Source organism: Hankyongella ginsenosidimutans (assembly GCF_005144965.1).
GTDB classification, from domain to species: Bacteria; Pseudomonadota; Alphaproteobacteria; order Sphingomonadales; family Sphingomonadaceae; genus Hankyongella; species Hankyongella ginsenosidimutans.
In genome coordinates, this window is sequence record NZ_CP039704.1 from 1,861,094 (window position 1) to 1,875,089 (window position 13,996).

Annotated in this window: 10 protein-coding genes and 4 pseudogenes; 5 read left to right on the plus strand and 9 right to left on the minus strand. The window is 65.4% G+C overall.

Translation table 11 applies throughout. The annotated features are described in order from the left end of the window. Window positions 1–158 precede the first annotated feature (158 nt). From E6W36_RS10910 to E6W36_RS10920, 4 genes and pseudogenes are all read left to right on the plus strand, one after another. Window positions 159–758: a sulfatase-like hydrolase/transferase gene (locus tag E6W36_RS10910; RefSeq protein WP_222872616.1), complete on the plus strand. Its 600-nt coding sequence runs from the start codon at window positions 159–161 to the stop codon at window positions 756–758. Between the two features lie 17 nt (window positions 759–775). Next, window positions 776–2,566: pseudogene (locus E6W36_RS10915) on the plus strand (sulfatase-like hydrolase/transferase); the annotation flags it as partial. Window positions 2,567–2,721: 155 nt separating this feature from the next. Continuing rightward, window positions 2,722–2,862 (plus strand): annotated as a pseudogene (locus E6W36_RS23410) (calcium-binding protein); the annotation flags it as partial. A gap of 48 nt (window positions 2,863–2,910) precedes the next feature. Further along, window positions 2,911–3,162, plus strand: coding sequence for a hypothetical protein (locus E6W36_RS10920; RefSeq protein WP_222874536.1), 252 nt, complete (start codon window positions 2,911–2,913; stop codon window positions 3,160–3,162). A 66-nt stretch (window positions 3,163–3,228) separates the two neighbouring features. On the opposite strand, the gene E6W36_RS22135 is transcribed toward E6W36_RS10920, so the two are convergent. The 5 genes from E6W36_RS22135 to E6W36_RS18940 form a co-directional block, all read right to left on the minus strand. After that, entirely contained in the window at window positions 3,229–3,612 is a 384-nt protein-coding gene (locus E6W36_RS22135; RefSeq protein WP_222874464.1) for a PDZ domain-containing protein, read from the minus strand. Beyond that, window positions 3,513–4,727: a Do family serine endopeptidase gene (locus tag E6W36_RS10930; RefSeq protein ID WP_222872618.1), complete on the minus strand. Its 1,215-nt coding sequence runs from the start codon at window positions 4,725–4,727 to the stop codon at window positions 3,513–3,515. The genes E6W36_RS22135 and E6W36_RS10930 overlap by 100 nt, the downstream gene beginning before the upstream one ends. 127 nt (window positions 4,728–4,854) lie before the next feature. Beyond that, window positions 4,855–5,658, minus strand: coding sequence for a protease modulator HflC (hflC, locus tag E6W36_RS10935; RefSeq protein WP_222872619.1), 804 nt, complete (start codon window positions 5,656–5,658; stop codon window positions 4,855–4,857). Between the two features lie 12 nt (window positions 5,659–5,670). Continuing rightward, window positions 5,671–6,237, minus strand: coding sequence for a protease modulator HflK (gene hflK, locus E6W36_RS18935; RefSeq protein WP_246048319.1), 567 nt, complete (start codon window positions 6,235–6,237; stop codon window positions 5,671–5,673). Then, window positions 6,192–6,659: a protease modulator HflK N-terminal domain-containing protein gene (locus tag E6W36_RS18940; protein ID WP_246047541.1), complete on the minus strand. Its 468-nt coding sequence runs from the start codon at window positions 6,657–6,659 to the stop codon at window positions 6,192–6,194. Before E6W36_RS18940 ends, hflK begins: the two co-directional genes overlap by 46 nt. Between E6W36_RS18940 and E6W36_RS20735 the strand changes: the two are divergent. Then, window positions 6,658–7,829: pseudogene (locus tag E6W36_RS20735) on the plus strand (Mrp/NBP35 family ATP-binding protein). The gene E6W36_RS18940 and the pseudogene E6W36_RS20735 sit on opposite strands and share 2 nt — an antisense overlap. Before the next feature lie 1,535 nt (window positions 7,830–9,364). Here the strand turns inward: E6W36_RS20735 and E6W36_RS10955 are convergent. The 4 genes and pseudogenes from E6W36_RS10955 to parE all read right to left on the minus strand — a co-directional run bounded on the left by E6W36_RS10955 (window position 9,365) and on the right by parE (window position 13,987). Further along, complete coding sequence (locus E6W36_RS10955; protein ID WP_222872622.1) at window positions 9,365–10,447, minus strand: site-specific DNA-methyltransferase; 1,083 nt, start codon at window positions 10,445–10,447, stop codon at window positions 9,365–9,367. 206 nt (window positions 10,448–10,653) lie between these two features. Beyond that, on the minus strand, window positions 10,654–11,262 hold the full coding sequence (locus E6W36_RS10960; protein ID WP_222872623.1) for a ribonuclease HII: 609 nt from the start codon (window positions 11,260–11,262) through the stop codon (window positions 10,654–10,656). Further along, window positions 11,255–11,791: a 2OG-Fe(II) oxygenase gene (locus tag E6W36_RS10965; RefSeq protein ID WP_222872624.1), complete on the minus strand. Its 537-nt coding sequence runs from the start codon at window positions 11,789–11,791 to the stop codon at window positions 11,255–11,257. Before E6W36_RS10965 ends, E6W36_RS10960 begins: the two co-directional genes overlap by 8 nt. A gap of 222 nt (window positions 11,792–12,013) precedes the next feature. Continuing rightward, window positions 12,014–13,987, minus strand: a pseudogene (gene parE / locus E6W36_RS10970) (DNA topoisomerase IV subunit B). Between the last annotated feature and the right edge of the window lie 9 nt (window positions 13,988–13,996).

The following is a 13,996-nucleotide window of genomic DNA, read 5'->3' on the forward strand; positions in this document are numbered from 1 at the left end:
CGCACGGCTGCGCGTTGATGGCTTGCAGTCGTTTCGCGCGCAGGACTTGGTTGCAGCGCCCTTGTGAATTACAGTCCCCATGGGGTCAGCTTGGTCCGGCCTCCTATTGATGTTATTTTACTTCTTTAAATATATAGTGGTAATTTATGAACCTTGTTATGGTTGCATTTGACGACCTGAACGCTTTCGTCACGGCAAAGCAACTTTATCCCGGCCTGCTGCATACGCCGAACTTCGATCGCCTGATGGGCCTTGGGGTCACGTTCGAGAATGCGTTCGCTCAGGTTGCGCTGTGCAACCCCTCGCGCGCGTCGGTGCTCTCGGGGCTGGATCCCGGCCAGACCCAGGTCCACGACAACACCACCGATTGGTTCACGCGGCTGACGCCGCAGCAGACGGTGCCGGGCGTCCTGCACGATGCCGGCTTCTACACGGTGACCACCGGCAAGGTGTTCCACAGCCTGCCGCGCGCCATCGCGTCCCAGATTTTCGATCAGTCCAAGACGGACACCAGCAACTGGAACGTCGAGGGTGATCAATTCGATGTGGTCGTACTGCCGACGCCGGCGGAGGAGCATGGCGACTACATCAACACCAGCTACGCGATCGATTTTCTCAACACCTATCAGGGTGCCGATCCGTTCTTCCTGTCGCTCGGGCTGTTCAAGCCGCATGCGCCCTGGGGGTGCCGCAGGAATATTTCGATCTCTATCCGCGGGACGCGATCGCGCTGCCGTTCACCCTGCAGGGCGACGTGAACGATCTGCCGCCGTTCGTGCGGGCGATCCTGTCGGACGATTTCCAGAATCGCGTCATCGCAGCGGACGCCTGGCAGGATGTTCTGCAGGGATATTTCGCCAGCATCAGCTTTGCGGACGCGCAGCTTGGCCGCCTTCTCGATGCGATCGAGGCAAGCGGCCACAGCGACGACACCACGATCATCGCCTGGAGCGATCACGGCTACCACCTTGGCGACAAGGATACCTGGCACAAGTTCACGCTCTGGGATGAGGCGGGCCGGGCGCCGCTCATCATCGCGCAGCCGAACGACCCGAACGCCGGGCAGGTCGTCTCGCAGGTGGTCGAGCTGGTCGACATTGCGCCGACGATCTACGATCTCCTCGACGTTGATGCCCCTGTGCCGCTGTCCGGACGGTCTCTTGTGCCGTTCCTCGAGAATCCCGGCCTTGCGGATGACGGCGTCGCCGTCACCAGCATGTACGGCAGCGTCTCGATCCGCACCAACGACTATCGCTACACGCTCTATGAGGACGGCGGCGCGGAACTCTACGATATCCGGCAGGATCCGAACGAGTGGACGAACCTTGCCGGCAGCCCTGCTCTTGTGCCGGTCGAGGGCCAGTTGCACGCCCGGCTGATCGCCGAGCTGCACGAGGACGGCTGGGTCATCGCGGCGCCGAATACGGGCACGGCGACCGGCGACGACGGTGACAATACGCTGGTGCTGCAGGGCGAGAACCAGACCGCGATCGGCCGCAAGGGCGACGATGTCTACTTCCTCGGCCGCCCGAACAGCTTCATCTTCGAATTGCCGGACGAAGGGCGGGACACGGTTTACGTGACCGCGGACTACACGCTGCCCAACAACATCGAGAATGCATCCGCCAAGACCGGTTACGGGCGCATCAACCTGACCGGCAACAGCCTGGACAATGAACTCGTCGGCTCCCCTGCCAATGACAGTCTGCTTGGCCTGGATGGAAACGATCTGATCGACGCCAACGGCGGCAACGATACCATTGTCGGCGGCACGGGGAATGACACGCTGTATGGCCGCGATGGCACCGACTTTCTCGATGGCGGCGACGGCGACGATTACCTCGAAGGCGGGTCGGGCGTCGATACCGTGACCTACGCCGATGCCGGTGCCGGTATCCGGGCGACGCTGCTGTCGAACCAGCAGCAGAATACGCTCGGCTCCGGGCTGGACACCCTGCGGTTTGTCGAGAATCTGATCGGCAGTGCCTTCAATGATAATTTTACCGGCGCCAACGGCGTCAACCGCCTGAGCGGCGGCGCGGGCGACGATAGCCTGAGCGGACAGGGTGGCAACGATACGCTGTACGGCGGCGACGGGGCCGACACGCTGGATGGCGGGGACGGCGACGACCGCCTGATCGGCGGCGCAGGCGCGGATGATTTTATCGGCGGCAATGGGGTCGACACGGTCGACTACGACGAACGCGACGACGGCATCGCCGAGACGCTCGGGGTGCAGGCCGATCTGCGCACCCCTGCCAACAACACCAATGCGGCGGCGGGCGACACCTATTCAGGCGTCGAGAATCTCTCCGGCACGGCCGCGCGCGATGTGCTTTACGGCGATGCCGGCAACAACCGTCTGGACGGCAGGGCCGGCGACGACCGCCTTGCCGGCGACTCCGGTGACGATGTGCTGGTCGGCTGCGCGGGTGCCGACACGCTTCTCGGCGGCAACAACACGGATACGCTGTTCGGTGGCGAGGGGCGCGATGCACTCGACGGCGGTGGCAGCAATGACACCCTGTACGGCGGGCTGGATGGCGACGTTCTGAATGGCGGCGCGGGCGTCGATACCGCCGATTACCTCTACCTTGATGAAGGCGTCCTCGACCCATACGGCGTGCGCGCCCTGCTGCGGGACCCGGGGCGCAACACGGGGCCGCCTTCGGGGACACCTATATCGCCATCGAGAACCTCGCGGGCACCGACCATGCGGACGTGCTCAGCGGGGATGCCGGCAATAATGTCCTCACCGGGCGCAGCGGCGACGACCGGCTGGAAGGCGATGCCGGCAACGACACCCTGCTCGGGGGTGCGGGCACGGATTTGCTGGCTGGCGGGCCAGGGGACGACATCCTGGAAGGCGGGGCCGGCGACGACCGTCTCGACGGTGGCGGCAACCTCGACGTGGCGCGCTTCAGCGGGGCGTTCGCGGATTACAGCCTGACGCTGGTCGGCGGCAACCTGACGGTCAGCGCGTTGAGCACCGGTGAAGGCGTTGATACCCTGGTCAGCATCGAGCGCCTGCAGTTTGCGGACAGCCTGTTGGTGGTCACTCAGGTCAAGGCGGCACTGGCGCTGCTTGATCCTGACTCTGCACCCCAGCCGACCGGCGGTCTGCACGACAGCTTCGCCCACCATCTGGCCCAGATCGCTTGAGGGTGCATTGCGGCGCACCTCTCCGGCAGAGGAAGGGCACCGCCGCATCCGGCGCCGGTGCGCAGGTTACTTGTCGGCTTTCAGCTTGACCGGAACGTTCAGGCGATCGTCGTCCCGCTGCAGCAGGATCACCACGACCGAGCGCCCGTCCTTCTTGACGCCGTTGATCACCTCGGCGGCGACCTGCGGCGAGGTGATGGCGCGCTGGTTGATCTGCAGGATCACGTCGCCGGTGCGCAGGCCCCGGCTGGCGGCGTCGCTGTTCGGATCGACCTTCGCGACCACCACGCCCTGCACTGATTTGTCGATTTTGAGCTGGGTGCGCAGTTCGCTGGTCAGGGGCTGCAGGGTCAGGCCCAGGCTCTTGTTGTCGGTCGTCTCCGGCTGGGCGACCTTCTCGGCTCCGGCTTCGGGGTCTCGGCCGCAGCGACCTGGGTGTCGGCGGGGAATTCGCCGACCGTGACCTTCAGCCTCAGCGGTTTGCCGTTGCGCAGCAGCTCGAGGTCGGCGGTCTTGCCGATCGGCGTGTCAGAGACGATGGACGGCAGCGAGCGGCCACGTTCGATCGCCTTGCCGTCGAACGACAGGATGACGTCGCCGGACTGCACACCGGCCTTGGCCGCCGGCGTGTCCGGCTCGGTCGAGGCAACGATTGCGCCCTTGGTCTTGTCGAAGCCCAGCGCCTGGGCGATGTCGTCGGTCACCGCCTGGATGCGCACGCCAAGCCAGCCGCGGCGCACGCGGCCGTTGGTGCGCAATTGGTCGATGATCGGCTTGGCCTGTTCGGTCGGGATGGCGAAACCGATGCCGACGTTGCCGCCGGTCGGCGACACGATGGCGGTCGCGATGCCGACGACCCCGCCGGCGGCGTCGAACACCGGGCCGCCGGAGTTGCCGCGGTTGATCGAGGCGTCGGTCTGGATGAAGCGGTCATAGTTGCCGGCGTTCAGGTCCCGGTGCACGGCAGAGACGATGCCGGCGGTCACGCTGCCGCCGAAGCCGAACGGGTTGCCGATGGCGATCAGCCAGTCGCCCTGCCGCAGGTCCTGCGAATCGCCCCAGCTCACGGAGGGCAGGTCCTTGGCCTCGATCTTCAGCAGCGCCAGGTCGGTCGCCTGGTCGCGGCCGATGATCTTGGCCTCGAACTGCCGTTCGTCGCTGAGCGTCACGGTGACCTTGTCGACCGGGTCGTTGCCCCGGCCGGTGATCACGTGGTTGTTGGTGACGATATAGCCGGTCGGATCGATGATGAAGCCGGACCCGAGCGAGCGCGCCTCGCGGGTCACCGGCTCGCCGTCCTGGTTCTGGCGCGGCTGGAACCGGCGGAACAGCTGGCCGAGCGGCGAGTCTTCAGGCACGCCCTCGGGGAGCTGCACGGCATTGTTGCCGACTTCGACCTGCGTGGTGGTGGAGATGTTCACGACCGCCGGGGCCAGCTTTTCGACCAGCGGGGCGAAGGTTTCCGGTGCCGGGCGCGCCAGCGCGGCCGGTGCAGCGGCGCTTGTGAGCAGGGCGGCGGCAATGGCCGCGAGGGCAGGGCGGGAACGACGGCGCTCAAACTTCAAATCGGCTCTCCTTGTACGCATGTCTGCCCACTGGCTTAGGAGCGCAGACCTTAACGATCAACCCACAGCACGATGCATGGAAACGCGGCTGAGACGATCCGGCGCGAACGCGTGCCGGACCGTATGTTCAGCGCCCGCCGCCGCTCTCGAATGCGCGCAAGAACTCGCTGCGCGGCGAGATCACCAGGCGGGTATCTTCCTTGCGCAGCGAATTGCGATAGGCCTGCAGCGAGCGGTAGAACTCGTAGAACTGCGCGTCCCGGTTGTAGGAGTCCGCGTAGATCTTGGCAGCCTGCGAGTCCGCGGTCGCGCGGATCACTTCCGCCTGGCGGATGCCGTCGGCGCGGATCGCGCGTGCTTCCTGGTCGCGCTCGGTGCGCATGCGCTCGAAGGCGGATTCAAGCGGCTGGCCGGTCGGCAGGTCGGCGCGCTTGATCCGCACGTCGACCACCTTGACGCCAAGTTCGCGCGCCCGCGCATCGACCTTCTTGAGGATGGTCTGCATGGATGCCCCGCGCTCGGGCGTCAGCATGTCGTTGAAGGTCTGCGAGCCGAGTTCGTCGCGCAGTGCGGACTCCAGGATGATCGATAGCCGGTCGGCGGCGCCGCTTTCCGAGCGCACGCGCTGATAGGCGATCTGCGGGTCCTCGATGCGGAAGCGGGCGAAGGCATCGACGACGAGGCGCAACTGGTCGGTCGAGAGCACTTCCTGGTCGCGCATGTTGAGGTTGAGGATGCGCTGGTCGAAGAGCACCACATTCTCGAGGAACGGTGCCTTCAGGTGCAGGCCTGGCGTCTCGATGACGCGCTTGGGCTTGCCGAGCTGCAGCACGATGGCGGACTGCGCCTGCTGCACCACGTAGGTCGCATTCGCGAGCACGAACAACAGGCCAAGGCCGACGAACAGGGCGATGGGGGCGAGACGGTTCATGGTTGGCGTCTCCTACTGGGCGTTGGTGGTGGCCGCAGCGGCGGCGGCGGCAGGCTTCGTGGCCTGATCGAGCGGGAGATAGGGCACGACGCCACTGGCCTCGACGATGGTCTTGTCCATGCCGGAGAGCACCTGCTCCATGGTCTCGAGATACAGGCGGCGGCGGGTCACTTCCGGCGCCAGCCGGTACTGTTCGTAGACGGCGTTGAAGCGCGCCGTCTCGCCCTGCGCCTTCGAGACCAGTTGCTGGCGATAGGCGTTGGCCTGGTTGATGTAGGTTTGCGCGTCCTGCTGCGCGGCAGAGACGTCCTTGAACGCCTGCTCGACGGCTGCCGGCGGGTCGACCTTGCTGAACAGCACGCCGGTGATGGTGATGCCGGACTGATAGCTGTCCAGCACGTCCTGGATGCGGTTGCGCACGGCAGCGGCGATCTGGGCGCGCTGCGGGCCGATGGCGTCAGTCAGCTTGGTGCGCGACATCGCCTCGCGCATGGCGAACTCGGCGACCTCGCGGATCGTCGACTCCGGCTCCTTCAGCGAATAGAGGAACTTGTCGGCGCTGCCGGGGTGATCCGCCAGCGCACGGTGTAGGCGATGTCGATGATGTTGCGATCGCCGGTCAGGAACAGGGTTTCGCCGCCGTCCCCGCCGATATCGATGCTGTTCTCGACCGTCTCCTTGACCACCGTCACCTGTTCGATGGGGAGGGCAGCTTGAAATTCGCGCCCGGCCCCGCCTGGCGGTTGTAGGCCAAAGCGGGTCAGCACGCCGACCTCGTCCGCTTCCAGGACGAAAATACTGGTCGACACCAGCCAGATCAGCACCAGCGCGCCGATCGCCAGCCCGAGAATATTGAAGCCGCCCGAACCGCCGGGCATCGAGCGTTTCAGCTTTTCCTGGCCCTTGCGCAACAGGTCTTCGAGATTGGGCGGGGTGGGGCCGCCATTGCCGCCGCCTTGGCCCCAGGGGCCGCGCGGTCCTGATTGCCACCGCCGCCCCATGGGCCGCCATTATTGTTCTGCCAGGGCATTGACTGTCTGCTCTCCCTCGAGTTTGGGCCTATATAAGGGGAACTCTTCAAAATGCGAGGGCGACGGCCGGCGCCCGCACGCAGCATCAAGGACGAATAGGACATTGCTGAACGATGATGACCTGAAGCGCAAGGTTCTGGAGACCTTGTCAGCGATCTCCGTGCCTGGAACCGGCCGCAATATCGTGGAGGCCGGGCTGGTCGGCGGGCTGGTCGTCCGCCGTGGCGAGGTCGGGTTCGCGCTGGAGGTGCCGGCGGCCCGCGCCCGCGCCTTCGAGCCGCTGCGTATCGCCGCCGAGAACGCCGTCGCCCGCCTGCCCGGCGTCGTGCGCGCCAGTGCGGTGCTGACCGCCGAGCGCGGTGCCACGCCGCCAAAGGTGGACGGCCACGCCGAGGTCAAGCGCATCATTGCGGTCGCGTCCGGCAAGGGCGGCGTCGGCAAGTCGACGGTTGCAACCAACCTGGCGCTGGCGCTGGGCCGGCAGGGCTTGCGTGTTGGGCTGCTGGACGCCGACATCTACGGCCCGTCGACGCCGCGCATGCTCGGCCTTGCCGGCAAGCCGGACACGCGGGACGGCAAGCTGCTGCCCAAGGATGCCTTTGGTCTCAAGGCGATGTCGATCGGTCTGATCGTTCCGGACGACCAGGCGACGATCTGGCGCGGGCCGATGGCGACCGGCGCGCTGATGCAGCTGGTCACCGAGGTCGCCTGGGGCCGCTCGATGCGCTGATCGTCGACATGCCGCCGGGCACCGGGGATATCCAGTTGACGCTGTCGCAGCGGGTGCCGCTGTTCGGTGCGGTCATCGTCTCGACCCCGCAGGACATCGCGCTGCTCGACGCGCGCAAGGCCGTGGCCATGTTCGAGAAGGTCAATGTGCCGATCCTCGGCCTCATCGAGAACATGAGCGTGTTCGTCTGTCCGCACTGCGCCACGCCCAGCCACATCTTCGGCCATGGCGGTGCGCGCCAGATGGCGGCGCAGCTCGGCGCGCCGTTTCTTGGCGAAATCCCGCTGGAACTCGCCGTGCGCGAGACCTCGGACAGCGGCGCGCCCATCGTCGCCAGCGCCCCGCTCAGCCCGTCGGCGAGCGCGTTCGAGGCGGCGGCCCGGCGCTGCGCGCACGCATGGACGGCGTAGCGCCGCCGTCGGCACCGGTCCTGCGCATGGTCGATTAGCACCTGATGACTTTAGGTTGACCCATACGCCATCGCGCGGTTGCACACGCGCCGCTCACCCTGAGCTGGACGAAGGGCTGAGCGGCTCGTGGTTCGTCCAGGCTCACCACGAGCGGACTTTACAGCCTGCTTCAGTGAAGATCGGAATGGCGATCCCATCCAATGCCATCAGACTCTAGCAGGCTGCTGAAAAGTGGAATTATACAGCTCCATTTCGTCATTCCGGCCCCGGATCGGGCCAAAGGCCCGTCCGAGGACAGGCTACGTCCGGTATCCATGGGAGCATATATATACAACGAATATAAGGTGTTGGCCATGGACCCCGGCCGGAGTTTATCCCCGTCAGGGGCCGGGGTGACGGCTGTGCGTTTGGAGTGCAGGAAATCACTTTTCAGCAGCCTGCTAGAGTCTGATGACTTTATGTTGATCCATGCGTCATCGCGAGGCTGCCCTGCAGCCGCGGCGATCCAGTTGACAAAGTTAAAGTCTCTGGATTGCCACGTCGCCTACGGTTCCTTGCAATGACGATTCCATCAAATGTCATTACGCTCTAACAGGCTGCTGAAAAGTGGAAAATAAAGACTCATCTCGTCATTCCGGCGAAGGCCGGAATCCATGGGAGCATATATATGCAACGAATATAAGGCGTTAGTTATGGACCCCGGCCTTCGCCGGGGTGACGACTGTGAGTATGCAGTGCGGGAAATCACTTTTTCAGCAACCTGCTAAAGCACATTATACTTGACATTTATAACCATATGGGTTATATGATGGAGCGTCCCTGCAGCCCTTGATCACGGCAGGCAGGCGGCAGCCCGGTGCCCTCCCGCACCGGGGCGACCGGCGCGAAGCCATCCGGTGATACAGCCGAAGCTTCGCATCTACCGCTCGCGGCCAACTGGGGCACGTGTCCCGTGCAAAGTCCGTGCAGGCGGTCCCCGCCTGGAGTCACACCCGAAGCGGACGGGAAGGCCGGAGCATCAGACAAGTCTGGACGCGACTTGACCTGACCAACCCACAAGTCGTCCAGCCCCGGATGCCCGTGACAGATAAGCGCCGGTCGTTCCCCTGCCCAAGAGCCTGATCGGCTGAGGCGGAAAGCATGCCTGCTTTCCGCCGATGGCGTGAATCAGGCTCTTTTCAACGAATCACGCTCTAACAGGCTGCTGAAAAGTCGCTCAGATACAGCCCTGCTTCGTCATTCCGGCGAAGGCCGGAATCCATGTGTGCATATATACACAACGAGTATAAGGAGTTGGCCATGGACCCCGGCCTTCGCCGGGGTGACGGCAATGCGTTTGGAGTGCAGGAAATCACTTTTCAGCAACCTGCTAAGGCCACAAGGCCAGACGTGTGCCTGGAGCGCGCAACCTCTCCCTCCCGTTCACGGGAGGGTGGCCGCAGGCCGGGGTGGGCAGGGTGGCTGGATCGCCACGGCGGCTTCGCCGCCTCGCGATGCCGATCCGGGCAGTCAGGCTCTGAAACCCGAGAGAAAAATCAGGCGGCGGCGCTCATCTGGGCACGCACCTGCTGGCGGAAGGCGTCGATCGGCACCAGTTGGCCCTTGTGCTCGACATGCCAGAAGGTCCAGCCGTTGCAGGCGGGCGCGCCGAGCACATGGGCGCCGATCTGGTGGATCGACCCGCTGGCGTCCCGCGTCGCCAGCGAGCCGTCCGCCCGCACGCGCGCGCTGTGCCGGCGGCTGGGGTCGACCAGCACGGTACCCGGCTGCACGATTCCGGCCTCGACCAGCGAGCCGAACGGCACCCGCGGCTCGGCCTTACGCGAGGTCGTCACGGCCTGCGCCTTGGCGTCGAGCGGGGTGACGGCACCGATGCGCTCCAGTGCCACCCGGATGTAACGGGGCTCGCGCTCGATGCCGACAAAGTGCCGGCCCAGCCGCTTGGCGACCGCGCCGGTGGTGCCGGAGCCGAAAAACGGATCGAGGATCACGTCGCCGGGGTTGCTGGCGGCGAGGATCGCCCGGTGCAGCAGCGCCTCCGGCTTCTGGGTCGAGTGGGCTTTCTGGCCGTCCGTCTTCACCCGCTCGCCGCCCGAGCAGATCGGCAGCAGCCAGTCCGAGCGCATCTGCAGGTCCTCGTTCAGCGCCTTCATGGCGTCGTAGTTGAAGGTGTAGCGCGCCTCCGGCGATTTGGCGCACCAGATCAGGGTCTCGTGCGCATTGGTGAAACGCGTGCCCTTGAAGTTGGGCATCGGGTTGGCCTTGCGCCACACGATATCGTTCAGGATCCAGTAGCCGATATCCTGCAGCGCGGCACCGACCCGGAAAATATTGTGATAGCTGCCGATCACCCACAGGGTGCCGTCGTCCTTCAGCACCCTGTGGCATTCCGCCAGCCAGGCACGGGTGAAGGCGTCATAGTCGGCCAGGGAAGCGAACTTGTCCCAGGCGTCGGTGACTGCATCGACCTTGCTGTTGTCCGGCCGGGTCAGCTCGCCGCCCAGTTGCAGATTGTAAGGCGGATCGGCGAAGATCATATCGACCGAGCGATCGGGCAGGCTGGCGAGAATCTGGCGGCAATCGCCTTCGATCACGCGGTCAAGCGGCAGATGGTCCATGGTCTTTGTCCGGCTGTGGATAACTTGGGGTGACCGTGGTCCAGCCGGGACTCAGCGTCAACGCCCGAGTCGTTACCGAAATCTTAAGCAGACTCAGAGGCTTGTGCGCCGACTCCTTTTGTTCTCATTCGGCTGCGATTCGGGCGCAAACCCTAGAGTCCCGGTGTTGGGCGGGACTCTACATCTCGTACTGTTGCGCGAAAGACTCAGCGTCCGGCGAATGCGCGGGCGACGGCTGCCACCGGGCGGAACGACAGCCGATGGTGCGGGCAGGGGCCGTAATTCTGCAGTGCCGCTGCGTGCGCCGCGGTGCCGTAGCCCATGTTGTCGCGCCAGCAATAGGCCGGATGGTCGGCATCCAGCGCCAGCATGATGCGGTCGCGCGTCACCTTGGCGATGATCGAGGCGGCGGCGATCGACAGACTACGGGCGTCACCCTTGACCACGGCTCGCGCCGGGCAGGGCAGATCGGGCGTGACGATGCCGTCGATCAGCGCGTGTCGCGGCGCGATGGACAGCGCGGCGACCGCCCGCTGCATGGCGCGCCGATTGGCCTGGCCGACGCCGGCGGCATCGATTTCGGCAACGCTGGCCTGCCCGACGCCGACGGCGATCGCGTGCTCGTGAATGGCCTCGAACAGCGCGTCCCTGCGGCGCGCCGTCAAGGCCTTGGAATCGTTGAGACCCGCAGGAATGCGTGCGGGATCGAGGATCACCGCCGCCGCCAGCACCGGCCCGGCCCACGGCCCGCGCCCTGCCTCGTCGACGCCGGCGACAGGTCCTGCCAGACCGGCCTCCAGCGCATAGTCAGGCATCGCGGAACCAGCCTGTCAGCGCGAACCGGGCGTTCGGTGCGAATGGCGGCACGTAGCTCACGGCATGGCGCTGTGGCACCGCGAGCAGGTTCAGGCAGTTGTAGCGCGGCATCAGCCCGCCGGCGATGTCGCCGTCTTCGTCGTAGAATAGCAGGTAGCCGCCGAAATTCTCGTGCCAGTCGGGCGTGAGGTTCAGCACATAAGCGACCCGCCAGCCTTCCTCCTTGAAGCCGTCGGTGTGCAGTCCGAGAAACTGCTGCCGTGCGAACAGGGTCGCCTGCGCGTCGGCCTTGCGCAGGTCGGGCAGGCCGGTCACTTGCCGCACCAGCGTCAGCATCGGTTCGCTGTTCACGAATTCGAGCCAGCGATGCAGGTAAAGCTCCGGGTTCTGGCCCGCAAGGTACGCATCCAGGATCGGGTAGCACTGATACAGATACTGATACTCGGGCACGGCCGCCCGGGCATGAATGCTCTGCGAGAGCGCTTGCCCTTCCTGCGGCGACAGGCTGCGCAGCCGCGCGGCGTCCATGGTTTTCGCGCCATCTTCATACCAGGCGATGCCCCAGGGCGTCTCCTGCGTCAGGCACTGGAAGAGGCGCTGCGCCGTCTCGGGTGCCAGAACATCGCGCAGCTGCGTGTAGCCTTTGCTGCAAATTGCTGCGCAGCATGGTCTGGGTCGAACGCAGGGTTCAAGGCCAGTGGCGTATCATTGTCCACGGGAAGATAGCTGAACCAGGGTTGGTCGCCGATCCTAGACATCGACAGCATCCACGAAGCGGGCGTGGCTCTGGATGAAATCGAAGCGATGCTCCGCCTTCTTGCCCATCAACCGCTCGACCAGATCCTTGGCGTCCACGCGCGCTTCCATATCCTCGGATGGCAGGAACACGCGCAACAACGTGCGCTTGGCCGGGTCCATGGTGGTCTCGCGCAATTGCTGCGGCGGCATTTCGCCAAGTCCCTTGAAGCGGCTGACCTCGATTTTGCCGCGCCCGGTCAGCACCGTACGCTCGAGTTCGGCGCGGTGGGCATCGTCCCGCGCATAGACCACGGCGCCGCCCTGCGCCAGCCGGTAGAGCGGCGGCTGGGCGAGGAACAGCCGCCCCCAGCACCAGCTCGCGCATCTCCTGGAAGAAGAAGGTCATGAGCAAAGTGGCGATATGCGCACCGTCCACGTCGGCGTCGGTCATGATGACGATGCGTTCATAGCGCAGCGCCTGCGCGTCGTAGTTCTGGCGCACGCCGCAGCCCAGCGCGAGAATAAGGTCCTGGATTTCCTGATTGCCGAGGATTTTCTGACTGTTGGCGGAGGCGACGTTCAAAATCTTGCCGCGGATGGGCAGGATCGCCTGGGTCTTGCGGTCGCGCGCCTGCTTGGCGGAGCCGCCGGCCGAATCGCCCTCGACGATGAAGAGTTCGGTATTGGCCGGCCCCTGTTCGGCACAGTCGGTCAGCTTGCCGGGCAGGCGCAGGCTGCGCTTGGAGGTTGCGGTCTTGCGCTTGACCTCCTTCTCCGCCTTGCGGCGCAGGCGCTCGTCGGCGCGTTCCAGCACCACGTCCAGCAGCGCCTTGCCGCGCGGGGTGTTTTCGCTCAACCAGTGGTCGAAGTGATCGCGCACGGCATTGTCGACCAGCCGCTGCGCTTCGGGCGTGGTCAGTCGGTCCTTGGTCTGGCTCTGGAACTGCGGATTGCGGATGAACACCGAGAGCAGGATTTCCGCGCCGTTCATCACGTCGTCAGGAGTCACCTGTGCGGTTTTCTTGTTGCCCACCATGTCGCCAAAGGTCTTCAGGCTGCGGGTGAGCGCACTGCGCAGCCCGGCCTCGTGGGTGCCGCCCTGCGGCGTCGGGATGGTGTTGCAGTAATAGGCCCCGCCGCCGTCACCGTAGAGTGGCCAGGCGACAGCCCACTCGACCGAGCCTTGCGCATCGGGAAACTCCGCGCGTCCGGCGAACAGGTCTGGGGTGGCGCACTCCCGGCCTTCAAGCATTTCGGCCAGGTGGTCGGCCAGCCCGCCCGGGAACTGCAGCACCGCCGTCTCGGGCGTATCGTCGCCCGGCAGCAGTTCGGGCGCACACTTCCAGCGGATTTCGACGCCGCGAAACAGATAGGCCTTGAGCGCGCCATCCGGTACAGCCGTGCCGGCCGGAACCGCAGGGCCTCGCCGAAGATTTCGGGGTCCGGCTGGAACTCGACGCGGGTGCCGCGCCGGTTCGGCGCTGCGCCGACATGATCGATTTTGCCAAGCGCTGCGCCGCGCGCGAAGCGCTGCCGGTATAGCTGCCGCTCGCGTGCGACTTCCACAATCAGGGATTGAGAAAGCGCATTGACGACCGAGATGCCGACCCCGTGCAGGCCGCCGGCGGTGGCGTAGGCCTTGTCGGAGAATTTGCCGCCCGAGTGCAGGGTCGTGAGGATGACTTCCAGCGCGGACTGGTTCGGGTATTTCGGATGCGGATCGATCGGGATGCCGCGCCCGTTGTCTGCGATCGCCAACCGGTTGTCAGGCAGAAGCTCGATTTCGATGCGGCTGGCATGGCCTGCGACCGCTTCGTCCATGGCGTTGTCCAGCACTTCAGCCGCCAGGTGGTGTAGCGCGCGCTCGTCGGTGCCGCCGATGTACATGCCGGGCCGGCGCCGTACCGGCTCCAGTCCCTCCAGTACCTCGATGTCCTTGGCGGTGTAGGATTGTTCCGCAGCGTTGCTCGTGAAAAGATCGCTCATGCCCCTACT